Source organism: Micromonospora sp. NBC_01655 (assembly GCF_026339755.1).
Taxonomy (GTDB): Bacteria; Actinomycetota; Actinomycetes; order Mycobacteriales; family Micromonosporaceae; genus Micromonospora.
In genome coordinates, this window is record NZ_JAPEQF010000001.1 from 2,015,001 (window position 1) to 2,038,052 (window position 23,052).

A 23,052-nucleotide genomic window follows, 5' to 3' on the forward strand; every position below is an offset into this window, starting at 1 on the left:
TGAAAGTGGCTGGTCTTCTGTGGGTGTTCCCGAGTAGCGGCGGACCCCTGTAATCTGCCGTGAATCTGCCAGGACCACCTGGTAAGCCTAAATACTTCCTGGTGACCGATAGCGGACGAGTACCGTGAGGGAATGGTGAAAAGTACCCCGGGAGGGGAGTGAAATAGTACCTGAAACCGTTCGCCTACAATCCGTCGGAGCCTTGCGGGGTGACGGCGTGCCTTTTGAAGAATGAGCCTGCGAGTTAGTGGCATGTGGCGAGGTTAACCCGTGTGGGGGAGCCGTAGCGAAAGCGAGTCTGAATAGGGCGTTCAGTCGCGTGTCCTAGACCCGAAGCGGAGTGATCTAGCCATGGGCAGGCTGAAGCGCGGGTAAGACCGCGTGGAGGGCCGAACCCACCAACGTTGAAAAGTTGGGGGATGACCTGTGGTTAGGGGTGAAAGGCCAATCAAACTCCGTGATAGCTGGTTCTCCCCGAAATGCATTTAGGTGCAGCGTCGCGTGTTTCTTGCCGGAGGTAGAGCACTGGATGGTCTAGGGGGCCCACAAGCTTACCGAAATCAGCCAAACTCCGAATGCCGGTAAGTGAGAGCGCGGCAGTGAGACTGCGGGGGATAAGCTTCGTAGTCGAGAGGGAAACAGCCCAGATCACCAGCTAAGGCCCCTAAGCGTGTGCTAAGTGGAAAAGGATGTGGGGTCGCATAGACAACCAGGAGGTTGGCTTAGAAGCAGCCACCCTTTAAAGAGTGCGTAATAGCTCACTGGTCAAGTGGTTCCGCGCCGACAATGTAGCGGGGCTCAAGCACACCGCCGAAGCTGTGGCATTCACATTTTAATCTCGCGTGCCCTTGATGGTGCGTGCAGGTGTGTGGATGGGTAGGGGAGCGTCGTGCCGGGGGTGAAGCAGCGGGGTGACCCAGTTGTGGACGCGGCACGAGTGAGAATGCAGGCATGAGTAGCGAAAGAAGGGTGAGAAACCCTTCCGCCGGATGACCAAGGGTTCCAGGGCCAGGCTAATCCGCCCTGGGTGAGTCGGGACCTAAGGCGAGGCCGAGAGGCGTAGTCGATGGACAACGGGTTGATATTCCCGTACCCGCGAAAGAGCGTCCCTGATGAACTTCGTTGTGCTAACCATCCGATCTTGGTGAGGTCTTCGGACTGATCTGGGGGAGCGTGGGAACCTGGCGGGTAGTAGTCAAGCGATGGGGTGACGCAGGAAGGTAGCTGATCCCGGCCGGTGGTTGTGCCGGGGTAAGCGTGTAGGCCGTGTTGTAGGCAAATCCGCAACACATGTGGCTGAGACGTGATGCCGAGCCGATTCAGGTGAAGTCAGTGATCCTATGCTGCCGAGAAAAGCCTCTAGCGAGTTCTTAGCGGCCCGTACCCCAAACCGACACAGGTGGTCAGGTAGAGAATACCGAGGCGATCGGGCGAACTGTGGTTAAGGAACTCGGCAAATTGCCCCCGTAACTTAGGGAGAAGGGGGGCCGGAGACGTGAAGCCCCTTGCGGGTGGAGCGTTGTATGGCCGCAGAGAGCAGGGGGAAGCGACTGTTTACTAAAAACACAGGTCCATGCGAAGAAGTAATTCGATGTATATGGACTGACGCCTGCCCGGTGCTGGAACGTTAAGGGGACCTGTTAGCTCTTCGGGGCGAAGCGGAGAACTTAAGCGCCAGTAAACGGCGGTGGTAACTATAACCATCCTAAGGTAGCGAAATTCCTTGTCGGGTAAGTTCCGACCTGCACGAATGGCGTAACGACTTCCCCACTGTCTCAACCACAGGCCCGGCGAAATTGCATTACGAGTAAAGATGCTCGTTACGCGCGGCAGGACGGAAAGACCCCGGGACCTTTACTATAGCTTGACATTGGTATCCGAATTAGCTTGTGTAGGATAGGTGGGAGCCGGTGAAGTCCATACGCCAGTATGGGTGGAGGCAATCTTGAAATACCACTCTGGTTGATTTGGGTATCTAACTTCGGGCCGTTATCCGGTTCAGGGACAGTGTCTGGTGGGTAGTTTAACTGGGGCGGTTGCCTCCTAAAGGGTAACGGAGGCGCCCAAAGGTTCCCTCAGCCTGGTTGGCAATCAGGTGTTGAGTGCAAGTACACAAGGGAGCTTGACTGTGAGACTGACAGGTCGAGCAGGGACGAAAGTCGGGACTAGTGATCCGGCACTTGCGAGTGGAAGCGGTGTCGCTCAACGGATAAAAGGTACCCCGGGGATAACAGGCTGATCTTCCCCAAGAGTCCATATCGACGGGATGGTTTGGCACCTCGATGTCGGCTCGTCGCATCCTGGGGCTGTAGCAGGTCCCAAGGGTTGGGCTGTTCGCCCATTAAAGCGGTACGCGAGCTGGGTTTAGAACGTCGTGAGACAGTTCGGTCCCTATCCGCCGTGCGCGTAGGATACTTGAGAAGGGCTGTCCCTAGTACGAGAGGACCGGGACGGACGAACCTCTGGTGTGCCAGTTGTCCCGCCAGGGGCACGGCTGGTTGGCTACGTTCGGAAGGGATAACCGCTGAAAGCATCTAAGCGGGAAGCCTGCTTCAAGATGAGGTATCCCACCCCTCTTTGAGGGGGTAAGGCCCCCAGCTAGACGACTGGGTTGATAGGCCGGAGATGTAAGCTCGGTAACGGGTTGAGTTGACCGGTACTAATAGGCCGAGGACTTGATTACTAAGCTGCTACGCGTCCACTGTGCAACTCTCGGCAAATGAACAACAGACCAGTTGTGTTGGTGTTGTTTGATATGTCGATAGAGTTACGGCGGTCATGGCGGAGGGGAAACGCCCGGTTACATTCCGAACCCGGAAGCTAAGCCCTCCAGCGCCGATGGTACTGCACTCGGGAGGGTGTGGGAGAGTAGGACACCGCCGGACATTCTTTCGGTCAGGGCCACCCCTTCGGGGGTGGCCCTGACGCGTTTCCGTGCCCGGATCGCGACCGGTGCCGCTCCGGCGTGACCGCCCCAGCGCGGCCCCCGGGGGCACCCGCTCAGGAGCGGGTCTGCACGTCCTCGCGGATCCGCCGCATCAGGTCACCGGCGGCGTCCACCGTGCGCCCCGGGAACATGGCCATCGCGACGCTGCCGTGGTCCGCCCAGCCGCAGACGGCGAAGTCGCCGCCGTCGCCGCTGGTGGTGCCGCACTTCATCACCCCACCGAGCCCGCCCGCCGGCACCTCGCGCAGCCCGGTGACCTTCCCGGTCTCGTCGGCCATCAGGCCGAAGAGGGTGTCCAGGTCACGTTCGGGCTGCCACAGCAGGGTGGTGCCGCCGAAGATCAGCACCGAGCGCTTGTCGTCCGCCGGGTCGCGGTACACGGCACCGAGGCTGCGATCCAGGTCGATGTCGGCGGCCAGCCCGGCGCGCAGGTAGTCGGCGGTGCTGCGGGCCCGCTCGCTGTCGTCGCGTTGCAGCCCGGCGACGGTGGCCGGGGCGGCCAGCCGGGCGTCCTTCTGCTGCGCCACCCGCCAGCCGGCGACGCCCAGCGCCCCGATGCCGGCGAGGCCCGCCGCCAGGACCACCGTGAGGGCGATCCGTCGGCGCCGGGACCGGGGACCGCGCCGCCCGGCGGCGTCCTCCGGGTCCCGGTTGCTGAGCCGGATCGGTTCCTCGGTGAGGTTGATCGGCTCTGGCTCGTCGGCGAGCGGTCGCTCGGTGAGATGTGCGTCGGACATAGCCGACACCGTACGCGAAGGGCAGGTGGCGCACGTCGGGTCCGCGGAAGCGCTCCGTAGACTTTCAGGGTGACCGAGAGACTGGATGCCCGACGCCCCGACGCCCCGACCCTGCCCGCCCAGTACCAGCCCGGCGAGGTAGAGCAGCGACGGTACGAGCAGTGGGTAGCCGCCGGGCACTTCCGGGCGTCGGCCCGCAGCGACAAGCCGCCCTTCGCCATCGTCATCCCGCCGCCCAACGTGACCGGCTCGCTGCACATGGGCCACGCGTTCGAGCACACCCTGATGGACGCCCTGACCCGGCGCAAGCGGATGCAGGGCTTCGAGGCGCTCTGGCTGCCGGGCATGGACCACGCCGGTATCGCCACCCAGAACCTGGTCGAGCGGCAGCTTGCTGGCGAGGGCCTGTCCCGCCACAACCTGGGCCGGGAGAAGTTCGTCGAGCGGGTGTGGCAGTGGAAGGCCGAGTCCGGCGGCGCGATCCTGGGCCAGATGCGCCGCCTCGGCGACGGGGTCGACTGGGACCGCGAGCGCTTCACCATGGACGCGGGGCTGTCCCGGGCCGTGCAGACCATGTTCAAGAAGCTCTTCGACGACGGGTTGATCTACCGGGCCAACCGGATCATCAACTGGTGCCCGCGCTGCCTGACCGCCCTGTCCGACATCGAGGTGGAGCACACCGACGACGACGGTGAGCTGATCTCGATCCGGTACGGCGACGAGGTCGTGGTGGCCACCACCCGCGCCGAGACGATGCTCGGCGACACCGCGGTGGCGGTGCACCCCGACGACGAGCGGTACCGGCACCTGATCGGCACCGAGGTCGCCCTGCCGCTGACGGACCGGCGCATCCCGATCGTCGCCGACGAGCACGTCGACCCGAGCTTCGGCACCGGCATGGTGAAGGTGACCCCCGCGCACGACCCGAACGACTTCGAGATCGGCCAGCGGCACGACCTGCCGGCCCTGACGATCATGGACGAGCGCGGCATCATCACGGCGCCGGGCCCGTTCGAGGGCCTGGACCGGTACGAGGCCCGCCCGGCGATCGTCGCCGCGCTGCGCGAGCAGGGCCTGATCGTGGCCGAGAAGCGGCCGTACGTGCACGCGGTGGGCCACTGCTCGCGGTGCAGGACCACGGTCGAGCCGCGGCTGTCGTTGCAGTGGTTCGTCAACACCACGCCGCTGGCCAAGGCGGCCGGGGACGCGGTGCGCGACGGCCGGGTGAAGGTCGAGCCGGCCGAGCTGGCCAAGCGCTACTTCGCCTGGGTCGACAACATGCACGACTGGTGCATCTCCCGCCAGCTCTGGTGGGGCCACCGCATCCCGGTCTGGTACGGCCCGGACGGCGAGATCGTCTGCGTCGGCCCGGACGAGGAGCCGCCGGCCGGCGAGGGCTGGCACCAGGACGAGGACGTCCTGGACACCTGGTTCTCCAGCGGCCTGTGGCCGTTCTCCACCCTCGGCTGGCCGGAGCAGACCCCGGACCTGGCGAAGTTCTACCCGACCAGCGTCCTGGTCACCGGGTACGACATCCTGTTCTTCTGGGTCGCCCGGATGATGATGTTCGGCCTCTACGCGATGGACGGCCGGCAGCCGTTCGACGTGGTCGCCCTGCACGGGATGGTGCGCGACGAGCACGGCAAGAAGATGTCGAAGTCGTTCGGCAACGTGGTCGACCCGCTGGACTGGATCGACCGGTTCGGCGCGGACGCCACCCGGTTCACCCTCGCCCGGGGCGCCAACCCCGGCCAGGACGTCCCGGTCAGCGAGGACTGGTGCCAGGGCTCCCGCAACTTCTGCAACAAGCTGTGGAACGCCACCCGGTTCGCGCTGATGAACGGCGCCAACACCGGCGGTCCGCTGCCCCCGGCCGAGCAGCTCTCCACCGTCGACCGGTGGATCCTGTCCCGGCTGGCACACGTCACCGCCGAGGTGGACGAGCAGTTCGAGGCGTACGAGTTCGCGAAGGTCTGCGACCTGCTGTACCACTTCGCCTGGGACGACGTCTGCGACTGGTACGTGGAGTTGAGCAAGCCGGTGCTCGCCGAGGGCGGGGCGGCGGCCGACGCCACCCGGCGGGTGCTCGGGCACGTGCTGGACCAGCTCCTGCGGCTGCTGCACCCGGTGATCCCGTTCGTCACCGAGGAGCTGTGGATCGCGCTGACCGGCGGGGAGACGGTGCTGACCGCCGCGTGGCCGGTCGCCGACCGTACCGGGATCGACGACGCCGCGGAGGGCGAGGTCGGCACCGTCCAGCGGGTGGTGACCGAGATCCGGCGGTTCCGCTCGGACCAGGGCCTGCGGCCCACCCAGCGGGTGGTCGCCCGGCTCGACGGCCTGGCCGGCGCGGGCATCGCCGCCCACGAGCGGCTGGTCCGCTCGCTGGTCCGGCTCGACCCGGCCGGCGACGACTTCCAGGCCAGCGCGACCCTGGCCATGCCCGGCGAGGTGAGCGTCGCGCTGGACACCCGGGGCTCGATCGACGTGGCCGCCGAGCGGGCCCGGCTGACCAAGGACCGCGCCGCCGCCGAGAAGGAGGTGGCGCAGGCCCGCGCGAAGCTGGACAACCCGGCGTTCGTGGGGAAGGCCCCGGAGCCGGTGGTCGCCAAGATCCGTGGTCGGCTCGCCACCGCCGAGGCCGACCTGGTCCGCATCGACGCCGCTCTGGAGGCGCTGCCCTCGTGACCGACCGTAACGATCGCACCCACCGCGCCGCTCGCGACGGCGGCGGCGACCGCGGCGAGTTCGCCGCCGTCGACGCCGAGCTGGCCGCGCGCGGGTTCACCCGCATGCACTTCGAGCTGGACCGGATCGAGACGCTGCTCGACCTGCTCGGCAGCCCGCAGCGGGCGTACCCGTCGATCCACCTGACCGGGACCAACGGCAAGACCTCGACCGCCCGGATGATCGACTCGCTGCTGCGGGCGTTCGGGCTGCACACCGGCCGGTACACCAGCCCGCACCTGGAGACCGTCCGGGAGCGGATCAGCCTGGACGGGGAGCCGGTCAGCGAGGAACGCTTCGTGGCCACGTACCGCGAGGTGGTGCCGTTGGCCGAGCTGGTCGACCAGCGTTCCGCCGAGCCGCTGACCTACTTCGACCTGACCACCGCGCTGGCGTTCGCCACCTTCGCGGACGCCCCGGTCGACGTCGCGGTGGTCGAGGTGGGCCTCGGCGGGGCGGAGGACGCCACCAACGTGATCCAGGCCGGCGTCGCGGTGCTCACCCCGATCGGGCTGGACCACACCGAGTGGCTGGGCGACACCCTCCAGGACATCGCCCTGCACAAGGCCGGGATCATCCACAAGGGGGCCACGGTCGTCTGCGCGGCGCAGGAGGAGGAGGCGGCCCGGCCGATCCTGGAGCGCTGCGCCGAGGTCGGCGCGACGGTCGCCCGCGAGGGGTCGGAGTTCGGCGTGCTGCGCCGTTCGGTGGCGGTCGGCGGCCAGGTGCTCAGCATCCAGGGCCTCGGCGGGGTGTACGAGGAGGTCTTCGTCCCGCTGCACGGCGCGCACCAGGCGCAGAACGCGGCGGTGGCGCTCGCCGCCGTGGAGGCGTTCCTCGGGGCCGGGGCGAACCGGCAGCTCGACGTGGAGGCCGTCCGGGAGGGCTTCGCCACCGCCAGCTCGCCCGGCCGGCTGGAGAAGGTGCGCACCGCGCCGACGATCCTGCTCGAAGGGGCGCACAACCCGCACGGGATGGCGGCCACGGTGAGCGCCGTCCAGGAGGAGTTCGCGTTCAGCAAGCTGGTCGGTGTGCTCGCCGTGCTCGGCGACAAGGACGCGGCGAGCCTGCTGGAACTGCTGGAGCCGGTGCTCGACTCGCTGGTGGTCACCCGCAACAGCTCGCCGCGGGCGATGCCGGCCGACGAACTGGCCGCGCTGGCCCGGGAGGTCTTCGGGGCGGACCGGGTGGAGGTGGCCGAGGAGATGCCCGAGGCGATCGAGGCGGCGGTGGCCGAGGCCGAGTCCGACGTCCCCGGCGAGCTGTCCGGGGTCGGCGTGCTGATCACCGGGTCGGTGGTGACCGTGGCCGACGCCCGCCGGCTGCTGAAGCGATGACCGCCCCGGCGGACCCCGACCGCCCGGCGGAGGACGCCGTCGACGGGTCGGGTCAGCGGCGCTCCGGGCTACGCAACCCCGAGGGGGCGGTGCGCGGCCTGGGCGCCGGGACACTCGGCCTGGAGGCGCTGGTGCTGCTGCTCGCGATCCAGCCGATCCGGGTGGTCGGCGGGGAACTCAGCGGCGCGGCCGTCGCGGTGATCGTGGGGCTGGCCGTGACGGCGGTGGTGCTCGCCGGGATGATGCGCCGGCGGTGGGCCTGGCACGCCGGCACGGTGCTCCAGGGGGCGCTGCTGCTCGCCGGGCTGTTGCACTGGTCGCTGCTGGTGCTGGGGATCATCTTCGCCCTGGTCTGGGGATACGCCCTGCACGTGCGCCGGGTGATCCTCGGCCGCTGAGCCACCGCCCGCCGGGGTGGGCGTGGCGGCAGCGGGGCGGTGGTCAGGGCGGGCCTGCGGCGCGGGATCCGGTGCCGGGCGGCCTGGTCCCGTCCCGCCGCTCAGGCGTCGGCGCGGGTGCGCCACTGGGTGAGGGCGACGCCGTGGCCGTCCGGGTCGCGGAAGGCCGCCGCCCAGACCTCCAGCTTGGTGCCCCGGTTCACCACCCGGGGGGCGTACGTGAAGCGGACGCCGGAGTCGCGCAGTCGCTCGTACGCGCCCTGGATGTCGTCGACCTCCAGGTTGACGTGGACCAGGCGGCGGCTCATCGGGGCGGCGCCGGTGACCTCGCGCAGCACCAGCCGGGTCGCCCCGGAGGCGAGCACGGCGTTGCCGGTGCCCCGGTCGACCTCCTCGAAGCCGAGGGTGTCCCGGTAGAACTCCAGCGACCGGTCCAGGACGGTGACCAGCAGGGTGATGCCGACCCCGCTGATCGGGGCCGCCGCGTCGACGGCCTCGGCCTCCGGGTCGTAGCCGAAGATCGCCTCGTCCAGCTCGTGCTGGTCGGGGGCCGGCCCGGGGCGCGGGGCCGGGTCGTCCAGCGGCACGTCGATGGGGTCGGCCGGGGCGCCCGCGTCGATGGTCTCGACGGCGACGGTCGGCTCGAAGCGTTCGTCGGCCGGCGGGCGGGGGGCCGGGGTGGCCCGCCGGGGCAGCGGGCCGGGGGCCGGCTCCACCACCGTCCCCTCCAGCACGACCGGGCCGCCCGGACGCTGGTGCATCACGACCGGCTCCCGGCCCTCCGGCAGCGGGCCGAGGTCGTCGTCGCGCAGCGGGTCGGGCCCAAGCGGGTCACGCAGGTCGTCGGGGAAGCCGGGCGGGTCGCGGAGATCGTCGCGGAAGTCGTCGTCCGGATTGCGGCCGGCCCACGGCGGCGCCTCCTGCTGGATCAGCACCTCGTCGACCGGGTCGGCGCCGGCGTACTCGGGCGGGAGGTCGGCCATCGTCGCCGCGGCGGTCTCGGCGTGCGTGGGCACCTCGTCCCAGAGGACGCGGACGTGCCGCTGGTCGTCCAGGGCCACCCGGATCGGCAGGGCCTGCCCGATCGAGGGCCACTTCGCCACCGGGACCCGCGGCTCGATGATCTTCTTCGACCGGGGCGGCAGACCGGGCGCGTCGATGACGAGCTGCAACTCGCACCGGCCGAACGCGTACGCGCTGGGCGGCTCGGAGGCGCTGTGCACGTGGCCGACGCCGACCACCCAGGTCCGGCCGCCGCCGCGCACCGTGGCCAGCGCGATCGCCAGCACCAGCAGGGCCACCCCGAGCGCCACGATCGCCCAGCTGGTCATGCCCAGCCCGAACAGGACCACGAAGGTCGCCACGGTGCCCAGCACCGCCGCGATGAGCTTGCGTACCGGCGCGATGGGTCGGTTCCCGCCATTCGCCACTGTGGACCTCCCAGGGGTCAAGGGCCAGGCTAGGCCGGATCGGCGACCCAGGGAATAGCGCAGCCGCCGCGCCGGCGCCCGCACCGGGTCGCTAGGCTGACCGTACCCAGCCGAGCCGCCTTCCGCGCACAGGAGGAACCCAGCGTGTCCAGCAGCAGCCCGGACGAGCGCACCCTCGTCCTGATCAAGCCCGACGCGGTCCGCCGTGGCCTGGTCGGTGAGATCCTCTCCCGCTTCGAGCGCAAGGGCCTGCGGATCGACGCCATGGTGTCCCGGACGATGGACGGCGACTTCGCCGACCAGCACTACGCCGAGCACGTCGAGAAGGCCTTCTACCCGCCGCTGAAGGGATTCATGACCAGCGGTCCGCTGGTGGCCGTGGTGCTCTCCGGCGACCAGGTCATCGAGGTGGTGCGCGGCATGATCGGCAGCACGGACGGCCGCAGGGCCGCCGCCGGCACCATCCGCGGCGACCTCTCCCTGTCCAACCGGGAGAACCTGGTGCACGCCTCCGACTCGACCGACAGCGCCAAGCGCGAGATCGCGCTCTGGTTCCCCGAACTGGGCTGACGGCTTTCCGACGCCGGGCGCGGCGGGGTGGGCCCGGCCGCCGGCTCACCCGGCCAGCCGGGTGAGCTTCTCCGGCCGCCGGTCATCCCGCCGCCGCCGGGGCGGTGAATAGTCGGAGGCGGGCGCCGGGGCGGGTCGCGTATTGTTGGGGGACCAGGCGACGACCCGGCCATCACCGGCGAGCCTCCGGAAGAACAGCCGGCTCACCCCGGCCCAGTAGAACCGGACGGGTCCGGCCCGTCACAGCCGGCCAACGAGCGGGCGGTCGATCCTGACCGCCAAGCGGGGTGGTACCGCGGGCCCGCCCCGGGCGCCGGCGACGGCGTACCGGAGGGGCTCGTCCTCGCAGACCACACGACCAGTGAGGTCGACGGCTCCGGGCCGTCACGCGGCGTCAGCCGCGCCGAGCCGGAGTTGTCGCGACGCGAGGAGAGCGACTCCCGATGGCCTATCCGTTGCACGACCCGACCGCCGCCGGCGTCCCGGCGAGCCCGGACCTGCCCGCGGTCGAGCGCCGGGTCCTGGAGCACTGGGCGGCCGACAAGACCTTCGAGGCCTCGGTGGAGGCCCGGGGCGCCGGCCGCGACGGGGACAACGAGTACGTCTTCTACGACGGCCCGCCGTTCGCCAACGGCCTGCCGCACTACGGCCACCTCTTCACGGGGTACGTCAAGGACGCGGTGCCGCGCTACCAGACCATGCGCGGGCGTCGGGTGGAGCGGCGCTTCGGCTGGGACTGCCACGGCCTGCCCGCCGAGGTGGTGGCCGAGAAGCAGCTCGGCATCACCAGCAAGGCGGAGATCCTCGACCTCGGCGTGGCCCGGTTCAACGAGGCGTGCCGCAGCTCGGTGCTGGAGTTCACCCAGGACTGGGAGCGGTACGTCACCCGGCAGGCCCGCTGGGTCGACTTCGCCAACGACTACAAGACCCTCGACCTGGACTACATGGAAAGCGTCATGTGGGCCTTCAAGACCCTGCACGACAAGGGTCTGGTGTACGAGGGCTTCCGGGTGCTGGCGTACTGCTGGCGGTGCGAGACCCCGCTGTCGAACACCGAGACCCGGATGGACGACGTCTACCGGGACCGGCACGACCCGACCCTGTCGGTCTGGTTCGAGCTGACCGCCGACGGGAACGCGCCGGAGCTGGTGCGGGGGCCGGTGCGTCTCGGCGTGTGGACCACCACGCCGTGGACCCTGCCGTCGAACCTGGCGCTCGCCGTCGGCCCCGACATCGACTACGCGGTGCTGGAGCGCGACGGCCAGCGGTACGTGGTGGGCGCGGCGCGGCTCGGCGCGTACGCCAAGGAGCTGGACGGCTACGAGCAGGTCGGCACCGTGCGCGGCGCGGACCTGGTCGGGCGCCGGTACACCCCGCTGTACGACTTCCTCGTCGAGCGGGCCGGCGAGAACGCCTACCAGGTGCTCGGCGCGGAGTTCGTCACCACCGAGGACGGCACCGGGATCGTCCACCTGGCCCCCGCCTTCGGCGAGGACGACCAGAACGTGTGCAATGCGGCCGGCATCCCGACCGTGGTCACGGTGGACGACCACACCCGGTTCACCGCGCTGGTCCCGCCGTACCAGGGCGAGCAGGTGTTCGACGTCAACAAGCCGGTGATCCGGGAGTTGAAGGAGCGGGGGGTGGTGCTCAAGCAGGACACCTACACCCACTCGTACCCGCACTGCTGGCGCTGCGACACCCCGCTGGTCTACAAGGCGGTGTCGTCCTGGTTCGTCGCGGTGACCAGGTTCAAGGACCGGATGGTCGAGCTGAACCAGCAGATCAACTGGACCCCGGGGCACATCAAGGACGGCTCGTTCGGCAAGTGGCTGGCCAACGCCCGGGACTGGTCGATCAGCCGGAACCGGTTCTGGGGCTCGCCGATCCCGGTGTGGCGCTCCGACGACCCGAGCTACCCCCGGACGGACGTGTACGGCTCGCTGGAGGAGATCGAGCGGGACTTCGGCGTACGGCTGACCGACCTGCACCGGCCGGCGGTGGACGACCTGGTCCGCCCCAACCCGGACGACCCCACCGGGAAGTCGGTGATGCGCCGGGTGCCGGAGGTGCTGGACTGCTGGTTCGAGTCCGGCTCGATGCCGTTCGCCCAGGTGCACTACCCGTTCGAGAACGCCGACTGGTTCGAGCACCACTACCCGGGCGACTTCATCGTCGAGTACATCGGGCAGACCCGGGGCTGGTTCTACACCATGCACGTGCTGGCCACCGCGCTGTTCGACCGGCCGGCGTTCCGCAACTGCCTCAGCCACGGCATCCTGCTCGGCTCCGACGGGCGCAAGATGTCCAAGAGCCTGCGCAACTACCCGGACGTGTACCACGTCTTCGACGCGTACGGCTCGGACGCGATGCGCTGGATGCTGATGTCCTCGCCGGTGCTGCGCGGCGGGGACATGCCGGTCACCGAGGCGGGCATCCGGGACGCCGTCCGGCAGGTGCTGCTGCCGCTGTGGAACGTCTGGTACTTCTTCTCGCTCTACGCCAACGCCGACGGCCACACCGCGCGGCGCAGGACCGACTCGACGCACCTGCTCGACCGGTACGTGCTGGCGAAGACGAACGAGCTGGTCGCCACGGCGCAGGGGCAGCTCGACGCGTACGACATCTCCGGCGCCTGCGCCACCGTCCGGTCCTTCCTGGACGCGCTGACCAACTGGTACGTCCGCCGGTCCCGGGACCGGTTCTGGTCCGGTGACGCCGAGGCGTTCGACACGCTGTGGACGGTGCTGGAGACGCTCTGCCGGGTGGTGGCGCCGCTGGCGCCGCTGACCGCCGAGGAGATCTGGCGCGGCCTCACCGGGGAGCGGTCGGTGCACCTGACGGACTGGCCGGCCGCGGACGGGTTCCCGGCCGACCACGACCTCGTCGCCGCCATGGACGCCGTCCGGGACGTCTGCTCGGCGGCGCTGTCGCTGCGCAAGGCCAAGGGCCTGCGGGTGCGGCTGCCGCTGGCGCGGCTGACCGTGGCCTCGTCGGCGGCGGCGCAGCTGCGCCCGTTCGCCGACCTGGTCGCCGACGAGGTCAACGTGAAGGTCGTGGAGTTCTCCGAGGAGGTGTCCGCGTACTGCCAGCAGGTGCTGACCGTGGTGCCCCGGGCGCTGGGGCCCCGGGTCGGCAAGCAGATCCAGCAGGTGATCAAGGCGGTCAAGGCGGGGGAGTGGGAGCTGGTCGACGGCGCCCCGGTCGCCGCCGGGGTCACCCTCGCCGAGGGCGAGTACGAGCTGCGCCTGGTCGCCGCCGACGTGGAGCACTCCGCGCCGCTGCCCGGCGGCGAGGGCGTGGTCGTGCTGGACACCGGGGTCACTCCGGAGCTGGCCGCCGAAGGGCTGGCCCGGGACGTGGTCCGGGTGGTGCAGCAGGCCCGTCGGGACGCCGGCCTGGACGTCTCCGACCGGATCGCGCTGACGCTGTCGGCGTCGGCGGAGGTCCGGGCGGCCGTGTCGGCGTACACCGACTTCGTGGCCCGGGAGGTGCTCGCCGACACCGTCGACGTGACCGACGGGGTCACCGGCTTCACCGGCGAGGTCGGCGAGGGCGAACCGGTGACGGTGGCCGTCCGCCGGGTGTGAGATGTGGGGGAGGGGCCCGGTTCCGTGCCGGCCCCTCCCCGGCCGACCTCCGCCACGCGGCGGACGGCCGGCCACCCGTTCGGTCCGGCGTGACCGCGTCGGCTACCGTGACACCGCCCCGTTCAGTACGACCGCCGGAGGACCAGTGCCGCTGCTCTACACCATCGGCAGGCTCACCGTGGCGCCCGCGCTCCGGTTGGCCTTCCGACCGACCGTGGAGGGTTTGGAGCACATCCCGGAGGCCGGCGGTGCCATCTTCGCCGGCAACCACCTCTCCGTCGCCGACGAGCTGTTCCTCGGCACGGTCGTGCCCCGACACCTGGCGTTCTGGGCCAAGTCGGAGTACTTCAAGGGCACCGGCCCGAAGGGCGCGTTCTCGAAGTTCGTGCTCACCGGGCTGGGGGCCATCCCGGTCGAGCGGGCCGGCGGCCGGGCCGCGCTGTCCGCGTTCGACGCGGCGATCCCGGTGCTGAAGGCCGGTGACCTGGTCGCCGTCTACCCGGAGGGGACCCGCTCGCCCGACGGCCGGCTCTACCGTGGCCGCACCGGGGCCGCCCGGCTGGCGGTCGCTGCCGGTGTCCCGATCATCCCGGTCGGCATGATCGGCACCGACAAGGCGCAGCCGATCGGCGCCAGGGTGCCCCGGCCGGGCCGGGCGGACATCGTCGTGCGGTTCGGCAAGCCGCTGGACTTCACCGGCCGCCCGGACGACCGGACCTCGCTGCGGGAGATGACCGACGAGGTGATGAGCGAGATCCAGAAGCTCACCGGCCAGGAGTACGTGCCGCGCCACACCCCGCCCCGCGCGCATCCGTCGGCCGAGGGCGAGCCGCCGGCCCGGGCCTGACCGGCCCACCACCCCGCGCGGCCACGGTGGGTCGTTGCCGCGCCGCCTCTCCCGGGCGCCGACCGCGTCGATGTCGGCGAGCCGGTCGAGCCGCTTCCTGACGCGGGCCGTCCGGGCATCGTCGCGGCTGCGGACCGCCGGGGGCTCAGCCCGCCGCGCCGGTGCCCTGGTGGGGCGTGACGATCTGCTCGCGCATGGTGTCCAGCAGTCGGGCGCTGTCGTCGACGGAGAGCTGGGTGAACACGCCGGTGGTGAGGCTGCCGTGGTCGACCGAGGTGCAGACCACCACGTCGGTACCGTCGAGCGCGCCGACGGCGCAGCGCTCGAACCGGCCCCGGACGCCGGTCTCCACCACCTGCTTCTCCCGGAGCTGGTAGGGCTGCGTCAGCCGGGTCAGCTCGTCGTCCGCGTCGCTCTCCGGGGTCAGCCGGAACCCGGTGCCGCCGAACACCGCCACCGGCTTGCCCGCCGATGAGGTGTACACGCCGGCGAAGGTGTCCTCGGTCAGCACGTGCGCCTGGCGTACCCCGTTCTCCAGTTCCCTCGCGACGGCCTGGCTGCGGGCGTCGTCCCGCAGCGACAGGTCGGAGATCTGTTGCGGCAGCGCGGCCTTCGCCGGGTACTGCTCCCACATCGGCTTCACCCAGTAGGCCGGGCAGCCGCAGCAGCAGGCGATGCTGAGCAGCAGCACCCACGGCCAGCGCCGACGGCGCCGGCGGGGGGCCCTCGGCGCGATCGGCGGCGTCGGCGGTGGGGCCGGCCGGCTCGGCGGAGGCTGGGGCAACGCGACCGGCCGGGCCGGCGGCAGGTGGCGCGGCGGGGCCGGCGGCGACACCTGACGCGGCGGGGTCGGCGGCGACACCTGACGCGGCGGGGCCGGCGGCGACATCTGACGGGTCGGCGTCAGTGGCCGGGCCACGGGCGGCGGCGGGCTGACGGGCCGGGCCGCGGGCGACACCGGCCAGGCCCCCTGCGGTGGGGTGGCCGGATGGGCCGACGGCGGCGGGGTCGCGGGCCCGACGACGGGCGCCGAGCCGGCGGCCGGCCCGGGGTACCGCCCGGTGGCCGGCGGCGTCGGGTACGACAGCGTCGGCGGCAGCGGTGGCAACTCGGCGGAGTGCAGGTCCCAACTGCCGGTGTCCACGCCGGCCCACGGGTCCACCGGCACCTGGCTCTCCGGGGGCGGCAGCGGGCCGTGCCCGACCGGGGCGGGTGGCGGCGGGGTGGGCTCCGCCGACTCGCCCCAGCTCCGTTTGCGGTGCGGCGGTGGTGGGACCGGCGCGGAGCCGCTCCACCTTGGCGACGGCGGTGCGGCGGCGGGGTCGACGGTGGTCCGGTCCGGCCGGGCGTCGACCTTCGTCGGGTCGGGGGCGACCGCCCGGGCCGGCCCACCGCCGCCCCGCGCCGGGTCCGGGCCGGCCCGTCCCGGGGTGGCGTCGATCCGGGTCGGGTCCGGGCCGGTCCGTGGCGGGGTGGCGTCGATCCGGGTCGGGTCCGGGCCGGTCCGTGGCGGGGTGGCCTCGACCGCGGTGGGGTCCGGGCCGGTCGGCCGCGGGGCGGTGTCGGCCGGCGGGGCCGGGATGACCGGCTCGGGCCGGGTTCCCGGGGCCGGGTCGGGGTCGACGCGGGTGGGCTCCGGCGGGGCCGGCGCCTCGGCCGTCGGCCGGGAGTCGCCGACCGGGGTGGTCGCGTCGGGAGCGTCGCCGACCGGGGCGCCGGCGGAACCGGCCGTCTCGGGGGCGTCACCCGCCGGGGTGGCGGCCTCCGTCGGGTCTGCGACGGGCACCGCCGTCGCGGCGGACGTGCCCTGCGGGGCTGCGAACGGCACCTCCGCGTCGGCGGGCGGCGCGGCGGCGCCGCGCGGGTCCGGCGCGGCGGGCGACGGTTCGGGGGAGGGGGGCGACTCGCCGGCGACGGTCGGATCCTGGTCCCGGTCGGCGGCCGGGGTGCCCCCGTCGGCCGGTCGATCTGCTCCCGGCTGCGGGTGCGGCATCGCGGCAATCTCCTCTCGCGCCGGTCCGAGGTTAGTACCGGCGTGCCACCGACGGCGATCCGCCCGCGTCCCGGGCGGCGGGCCCGGTCCTCCCCGGGGGCGGGACCGGACGCGCGGCGGATGCGACGCGGCGGCCGGTGGACGGACGCGTACCCTTGGGCATCATGAGCGTCCCGTCCACCACCCCGCGCCCCGCCGCGGCCAACTCCGTCTGGCCCCGGCTGGAGCCGCTGCTGCCCCAGGTGACCAAGCCCATCCAGTACGTCGGTGGCGAGCTGGGCGCGGTGGTCAAGGACTGGGACGCGGCGACCGTCCGCTGGGCGTTGATGTACCCCGACGCGTACGAGGTCGGGCTGCCCAACCAGGGCGTGCAGATCCTGTACGAGGTCCTCAACGAGCTGCCCGACGTGCTCGCCGAGCGGACGTACGCGGTCTGGCCCGACCTGGAGAAGCTGATGCGCGCGCACGGCGTGCCGCAGTTCACCGTCGACGCCCACCGCGCGGTGCGCGACTTCGACGTGTTCGGTGTCTCCTTCTCCACCGAGCTGGGCTACACCAACCTGCTCACCGCGATCGACCTGGCCGGCATCCCGCTGTTCGCGGCGGACCGCACCGACGCCGACCCGGTGATCGTGGCCGGGGGGCACGCCGCGTTCAACCCGGAGCCGATCGCCGACTTCGTCGACGCCGCCGTGCTCGGCGACGGCGAGGAGGCGGTCCTGGAGATCACCACGATCGTCCGGGAGTGGAAGGCCGAGGGCTCTCCGGGCGGGCGCGACGAGCTGCTGCTGCGGCTGGCCCGCACCGAGAGCGTCTACGTGCCGCGCTTCTACGACGTGGACTACCTGCCCGACGGGCGGATCCAGCGGGTCGTGCCGAACCGGGCGGACGTGCCGTTCCGGGTGCACAAGCGCACGACGATGGACCTGGACGCCTGGCCGTACCCGAAGAAGCCCCTGGTCCCGCTCGCCGAGACCGTGCACGAGCGGTACGCGGTGGAGATCTTCCGGGGCTGCACCCGGGGCTGCCGGTTCTGCCAGGCCGGCATGATCACCCGGCCGGTCCGGGAACGGTCGATCACCACGGTGGGGCAGATGGTGCAGCAGGGGCTGGAGTTCTCCGGCTTCCACGAGGTGGGCCTGCTGTCGCTGTCCTCGGCCGACCACTCCGAGATCGGCGACATGTGCTCCGGCCTGGCCGAGCAGTACGCGGGCACCAACGTGTCGCTGTCGCTGCCGTCGACCCGGGTGGACGCGTTCAACATCGACCTGGCCCAGGAGTTGTCCCGCAACGGGCGGCGCACCGGCCTGACCTTCGCCCCCGAGGGCGGGTCGGAGCGGATCCGCAAGGTGATCAACAAGATGGTGTCGGAGGAGGACCTCATCCGCACCGTCGTCACCGCGTACACCAACGGCTGGCGGCAGGTGAAGCTCTACTTCATGTGCGGCCTGCCCACCGAGACGGACTCCGACGTGCTCCAGATCGCCCGGATGGCCCACGAGGTCATCAAGGCGGGCCGGGCCGCCACCGGCTCGAAGGACATCCGCTGCACGGTCTCCATCGGCGGGTTCGTGCCGAAGCCGCACACCCCGTTCCAGTGGGCGGCGATGGAGCGGCCGGAGGTCATCGACCACCGGCTGAAGCTGCTCAAGCAGGAGATCAACTCGGACCGCTCGCTCGGCCGGGCGATCGGCTTCCGCTACCACGACGGCGAGCCGTCGCTGATCGAGGGCCTGCTCAGCCGCGGCGACCGCCGGGTCGGCGCGGTGATCCGCCGGGTCTGGGAGAACGGCGGCCGGTTCGACGGCTGGAGCGAGCACTTCTCGTACCAGCGCTGGGTGGACGCCGCCGCCGAGGTGCTGCCGGCCTTCGGCGTGGACCTGGACTGGTACACCACCCGGGAGCGCGACGAGCTGGAGGTCCTGCCCTGGGACCACCTGGACTCGGGCCTGGACAAGGACTGGCTCTGGCAGGACTGGCAGGACTCGCTGTCCGAGTACGAGCAGGACGACTGCCGGTGGACCCCGTGCTTCGACTGCGGGGTCTGCCCGTCCATGGACACCGAGATCCAGATCGGCCCGACGGGCAAGAAGCTGCTCCCGCTCACCCCGATCAACGGCGCCGGCATGAAGGTGCCCACCCCCACCCACCCCTGACCCACGGCCGGCCCTGTCGCCCGCTGCGTTGACCAGGTAGGTGTCGTCACGGTCACGGCGTGTCGGCGACGGCACCCGCCCGACCAACCGGTTCTGAGTCCGAGGAGCACGACGATCAGCAGGAAACCACAGCCGGAGGGCGGCCAGGCCCCGGTCGTCCAGCGTGTCCGGATCCGGTACGCCAAGCGTGGACCGCTGCGGTTCACCTCGCACCGCGACTTCGCCCGTGCCTTCGAGCGGGCGCTGCGCCGGGCGGGCGTACCGATCGCCTTCTCGCAGGGCTTCACCCCACATCCCAAGATCTCCTACGCCAGTGCCGCCCCGACCGGCGTGGCCAGCGAGGCGGAGTACCTCGAGATCGGGCTCCGCGAGCCGGTCGACCCGGAGCGGCTACGGGCCGCGCTGGACGCCGCCCTCTCGCCCGGCCTCGACGTCCTGGACGCCGTCGTCGCCTCCGGCGGCGGTCTTGCCGACCGGATCGAGGCGTCGCACTGGCGTATCGAGTTGCCGGAGGTCGACCCGGCCGTGCTGGGACGCGCGGTGGCCGCCTTCACCGCCGCCGAGGAGGTCCAGGTCGAGCGGCTGACCAAACAGGGACGGCGTACCTTCGACGCCCGTGCGGCAGTCATCAGTATCGATGTGATCGCCCCTCTGCGGACGCCTTCCGGGGCTGCGGCCGTACCGTGTGCGATACTCGAACTGGTCGTCCGGCAGGTCACCCCGTCCGTACGACCCGATGACGTCCTTTCCGGCCTCCGCGCGGTGGCCGACCTGGAGCCGCCGGTGTCACCGAGGGTGATCCGGCTGGCGCAGGGCACGTTGACCGCGCAGGGCGCGATCGTGGATCCGTTGGACGCGGATCGCGACGGGGCAGCCATCGTATGAGCGTTGACCGTCGGTCAACGTTCAGGCAGGCAGACTTCGGCGGTCGCGCACCTCGCGCGCCCGGCGGAAACACTTTTGCGGCGACCCTGCGTGGCAGCGCTCAACCGCGCCCGGGGCAGCCAGAACTGGAGAACGTCCATGCTCGAGAACGAGCCCGAGGGCGGCGAACGGACCGGTTCACAGCCGGCCGGCGAGACCGCTGACCGCACCGTCACCGACGCCGGTGGCACCGTCACCGGCGCCGCCGAGGGTGCCGCCCCGGTCGGCGGCCCCACCGCCGCCCAGCAGGCGCCCGGTGGGGAACCGGCCACCGAGGCGCCGGCCACCCCGCCCCGTAAGCGGGCCACCCGGCGGCGGGCCGCCCCGCTGAACCAGCCGGAGCGGACCGACGCGCCGGTGGAGGCGTCCACCTCCGCCGGCTCGACCAGCGGCGAGGCCCCCCAGGCCGAGGTCTTCGCCCCGATCGCCGGTGAGCTGGAGGAGGCCCCGAAGACGCCGCGCCGCCGCCGCAAGGCGACCCCGGCGAAGGCGGCGGAGGCAGCGGAGGAACCGGTCGTCGCGGCCGGCGCGGTGGAGGCGTCCGCCGAGGTCGTACCCCCGGTGAAGGTGACCCGGACCCGCCGCCGCAAGGCCACCGCGCCCGCGGCGGAGGCCCCGGCCGAGCCCACCGTGGAGGCGGCCGCCGCGCCGGCCACCGCCCCGGCGGAGGCGTCGTCCGCGCCCGCCGCCGACCGGACCACGTCCGCGCCCGAGCCGGCCGAGGCGCCGGTCGACGGCGCGGCGCCGGCCGAGGAGGAGGCCGACGAGGCCGCCCGGGCCGCCGAGGCGCAGGCCGACCGCCCGGCCACCGCCGGCACCCGGTCCAGGGGCGCGCAGAGGCGTGCCGGGGAGGTCCCGCCCGGCGTGGCCGTGCCCGCCGGGCCGCCGGCCAGGACGGCCGAGCCCGTCGAGGCGGCCGAGCCGGGCGAGGCAGCCGAGCCGGCAGAGCCGAAGACCCGGCGGCGTCGGGCCGCGCTCTCCGCGCCGACCGTGCTCTTCATGGCCCCCCAGCCGGAGGAGACCCCGGTCGTCCGGGTCGTGGTGCCCGTCGTGACCGAGGAGGAGCCGGCCGAGGAGCCCGCCGAGCCGACCCGCCGGCGTCGCCGCGGTCGCCGCGAGGCCGAGCCGGCCGAGGCCGTCGAGGTGGCGGAGGCCGTCGAGGAGCCCGCCGTCGAGGAGGCCGACGAGGCCGCCGAGGGCGAAGAGGACGAGGACGAGGACGAGACCGCCGCCGGCCGTCGGCGCCGCCGGCGTGGCCGCCGGGGCCGGGGCCGGGGCAAGGGTGGCGCGGAAGACTCCGACGACGAGGACGCCGAGGAGGCGGCCCAGGCCGAGGAGGAGGCCGCCGAGGCTGAGGCCGAGGGGGACGAGGACGAGGGCGAGGAGAACGGGGACGGGGACGGGCTGACCCGGCGCCGCCGCCGTCGTCGGCGGCGGGGCGCCGGGGAGAACGACGGAGGGGCCGACGACGGCGTGCCCACCGTCGTGAAGATCCGCGAGCCGCGCAAGGCCGTCGACGAGGTGCAGGGCGTCTCCGGGTCGACCCGGCTGGAGGCGAAGCGGCAGCGCCGCCGCGACGGCCGGGAGCAGCGGCGGACCCGTCCGCCGATCCTCAGCGAGTCGGAGTTCCTGGCCCGCCGCGAGGCGGTCGACCGGGTGATGGCGGTGCGCCAGCGCGGCGACCGCACCCAGATCGCCGTCCTGGAGGACGGCGTGCTGGTCGAGCACTACGTCACCCGCAACTCCTCCGGCACGATGGCCGGCAACGTCTACCTCGGCAAGGTGCAGAACGTCCTGCCGAGCATGGAGGCGGCCTTCGTCGACGTGGGCCGGGGTCGCAACGCCGTGCTGTACGCGGGCGAGGTGAACTGGGACACCACGGGCCTGGAGGGCCGGGCCCGCTCGATCGAGCACGCCCTCAAGTCCGGCGACTCGGTGCTGGTGCAGGTCACCAAGGACCCGATCGGGCACAAGGGCGCCCGGCTGACCAGCCACATCGCCCTGTCCGGCCGGCACCTGGTGTACGTGCCGAACGGCAACGCCTCCGGCATCAGCCGCAAGCTGCCCGACACCGAGCGCAAGCGGCTGCGCGACGTGCTCAAGAAGCTGGTCCCCGACGGCGCGGGCGTGATCGTCCGGACCGCCGCCGAGGGGGCGAGCGAGGACGAACTGGCCCGCGACGTCAAGCGGCTCCAGGCCCAGTGGGAGGACATCCAGGCCAAGGCGGCCGAGGGCGGCGCCCCGGTGCTGCTCTACGAGGAGCCGGACCTGGTCATCCGGGTCGTGCGGGACCTGTTCAACGAGGACTTCCGCGAGCTGGTGATCGAGGGCGACGAGTCGTACGGGATGGTCGATTCGTACCTCTCGCACGTCTCGCCGGACCTGGTCGACCGGGTGCGCCGGTACGTCGGCACCAGCGACGTGTTCGCCGAGTACCGGATCGACGAGCAGATCCTCAAGGGTCTGGACCGGAAGGTCTTCCTGCCCTCCGGCGGTCACCTGGTGATCGACCGGACCGAGGCGATGACCGTGGTCGACGTCAACACCGGCAAGTACACCGGCGCGGGCGGCAACCTGGAGGAGACGGTCACCCGCAACAACCTGGAGGCGGCGGAGGAGATCGTCCGCCAGCTCCGGCTGCGGGACATCGGCGGCATCGTGGTGATCGACTTCATCGACATGGTGCTGGAGTCGAACCGCGAGCTGGTGCTGCGCCGGCTCACCGAGTGCCTGGGCCGGGACCGCACCAAGCACCAGGTCACCGAGATCACCTCGCTGGGCCTGGTGCAGATGACCCGCAAGCGGATCGGCGCGGGGCTGCTGGAGGCGTTCAGCGAGACCTGCGACTGCTGCAAGGGCCGTGGCGTGGTCATCCACACCGAGCCGGTGCCGGAGAAGCCGCGTTCCGGGGGCGCGGGGGAGAAGGTCAAGGCGGTCGCCTCGGCCGTCACCGCCCCCGCCCCGGCCGAGCAGGTCGGTGGGGCACCGTCGCGGCGGCGGGCCCGCAAGAGCGCCACGCCGGAGCGCGCGGTGGTCGAGGTGGCCGAGGTGACCGAGGCTCCCGAGGTGCCGGGTGCGAGCGCGGACGCCGAGTACCACGACACCATGGGCTACGACCTGTCCCGGTACGAGGCGGACACGGCTGCCGCGCCGGCCGTGCTGGACAGCCAGCAGGGCGAGTCCGCCCGGCTGGCCGGGGCCGACGACCCGGACGCCCTGGGCGACGAGGCCGACGGCGACAACGAGGGCGGTGTCGGCCGGCGCCGGTCCCGCCGGGGCGGTACCCGGCGGCGCACCCGCCCGTGACCGGCTGACCTCCCGCGCGTCCCGCAGGGCCCCTCCCCCGGCAACAGCACCGGTGGGCGGGGCCCTGTCGGTCTTCCCGGCCCCGGTTAG

General features: G+C 71.9%; 12 protein-coding genes and 2 rRNA genes (1 of these 14 cut by a window edge). 11 read left to right on the top strand and 3 right to left on the bottom strand.

Going from position 1 to position 23,052, the window contains the following annotated elements; translation table 11 throughout:
• Nucleotides 1-2,683 (top strand): 23S ribosomal RNA (locus OOK41_RS09670); it begins 424 nt to the left of the window's first position.
• A gap of 85 nt (nt 2,684-2,768) precedes the next feature.
• Nucleotides 2,769-2,885 (top strand): 5S ribosomal RNA (gene rrf, locus OOK41_RS09675).
• Between the two features lie 115 nt (nt 2,886-3,000).
• Here the strand turns inward: rrf and OOK41_RS09680 are convergent.
• Nucleotides 3,001-3,684, bottom strand: a complete 684-nt coding sequence (locus OOK41_RS09680; RefSeq protein ID WP_266264060.1) for a hypothetical protein — start codon at nt 3,682-3,684, stop codon at nt 3,001-3,003.
• A gap of 69 nt (nt 3,685-3,753) precedes the next feature.
• Between OOK41_RS09680 and OOK41_RS09685 the strand changes: the two genes are divergently transcribed.
• The 3 genes from OOK41_RS09685 (at nt 3,754) to OOK41_RS09695 (ending at nt 8,146) form a co-directional block, all read left to right on the top strand.
• Nucleotides 3,754-6,372 carry a valine--tRNA ligase gene (locus tag OOK41_RS09685; protein ID WP_117672335.1) on the top strand — a complete coding sequence of 873 codons (2,619 nt, stop codon included), beginning with the start codon at nt 3,754-3,756 and terminating at the stop codon, nt 6,370-6,372.
• 104 nt (nt 6,373-6,476) lie between these two features.
• Nucleotides 6,477-7,748 (top strand): folylpolyglutamate synthase/dihydrofolate synthase family protein, encoded by a 1,272-nt coding sequence (locus tag OOK41_RS09690; protein ID WP_266267763.1) that lies wholly within the window; start codon nt 6,477-6,479, stop codon nt 7,746-7,748.
• Nucleotides 7,745-8,146 carry a DUF4233 domain-containing protein gene (locus OOK41_RS09695; protein WP_266264063.1) on the top strand — a complete coding sequence of 134 codons (402 nt, stop codon included), beginning with the start codon at nt 7,745-7,747 and terminating at the stop codon, nt 8,144-8,146. Before OOK41_RS09690 ends, OOK41_RS09695 begins: the two co-directional genes overlap by 4 nt.
• A gap of 101 nt (nt 8,147-8,247) precedes the next feature.
• Here the strand turns inward: OOK41_RS09695 and OOK41_RS09700 are convergent, their stop codons facing one another.
• Nucleotides 8,248-9,576 carry a VOC family protein gene (locus tag OOK41_RS09700; protein ID WP_117672341.1) on the bottom strand — a complete coding sequence of 443 codons (1,329 nt, stop codon included), beginning with the start codon at nt 9,574-9,576 and terminating at the stop codon, nt 8,248-8,250.
• Nucleotides 9,577-9,720: 144 nt separating this feature from the next.
• Here OOK41_RS09700 and ndk point away from each other — a divergent pair, with 144 nt between their 5' ends.
• The 3 genes from ndk (at nt 9,721) to OOK41_RS09715 (ending at nt 14,583) form a co-directional block, all read left to right on the top strand.
• Nucleotides 9,721-10,146 carry a nucleoside-diphosphate kinase gene (gene ndk, locus OOK41_RS09705; protein WP_117672343.1) on the top strand — a complete coding sequence of 142 codons (426 nt, stop codon included), beginning with the start codon at nt 9,721-9,723 and terminating at the stop codon, nt 10,144-10,146.
• A 443-nt stretch (nt 10,147-10,589) separates the two neighbouring features.
• Entirely contained in the window at nt 10,590-13,736 is a 3,147-nt protein-coding gene (gene ileS / locus OOK41_RS09710) for an isoleucine--tRNA ligase (protein WP_266264066.1), read from the top strand.
• Nucleotides 13,737-13,881: 145 nt separating this feature from the next.
• Entirely contained in the window at nt 13,882-14,583 is a 702-nt protein-coding gene (locus tag OOK41_RS09715; RefSeq protein WP_266264068.1) for a 1-acyl-sn-glycerol-3-phosphate acyltransferase, read from the top strand.
• A 145-nt stretch (nt 14,584-14,728) separates the two neighbouring features.
• Here the strand turns inward: OOK41_RS09715 and OOK41_RS09720 are convergent, their stop codons facing one another.
• Nucleotides 14,729-16,576: a hypothetical protein gene (locus tag OOK41_RS09720; protein WP_266264070.1), complete on the bottom strand. Its 1,848-nt coding sequence runs from the start codon at nt 16,574-16,576 to the stop codon at nt 14,729-14,731.
• A 164-nt stretch (nt 16,577-16,740) separates the two neighbouring features.
• On the opposite strand from OOK41_RS09720, the gene OOK41_RS09725 reads away from it, so the two are divergent.
• From OOK41_RS09725 to OOK41_RS09735, 3 genes are all read left to right on the top strand, one after another.
• Nucleotides 16,741-18,732 (top strand): TIGR03960 family B12-binding radical SAM protein, encoded by a 1,992-nt coding sequence (locus OOK41_RS09725; RefSeq protein WP_117672351.1) that lies wholly within the window; start codon nt 16,741-16,743, stop codon nt 18,730-18,732.
• A 171-nt stretch (nt 18,733-18,903) separates the two neighbouring features.
• Entirely contained in the window at nt 18,904-19,617 is a 714-nt protein-coding gene (locus tag OOK41_RS09730) for a TIGR03936 family radical SAM-associated protein (protein WP_117672353.1), read from the top strand.
• A 138-nt stretch (nt 19,618-19,755) separates the two neighbouring features.
• Nucleotides 19,756-22,962: an Rne/Rng family ribonuclease gene (locus tag OOK41_RS09735; protein ID WP_266264073.1), complete on the top strand. Its 3,207-nt coding sequence runs from the start codon at nt 19,756-19,758 to the stop codon at nt 22,960-22,962.
• Nucleotides 22,963-23,052 lie beyond the last annotated feature (90 nt).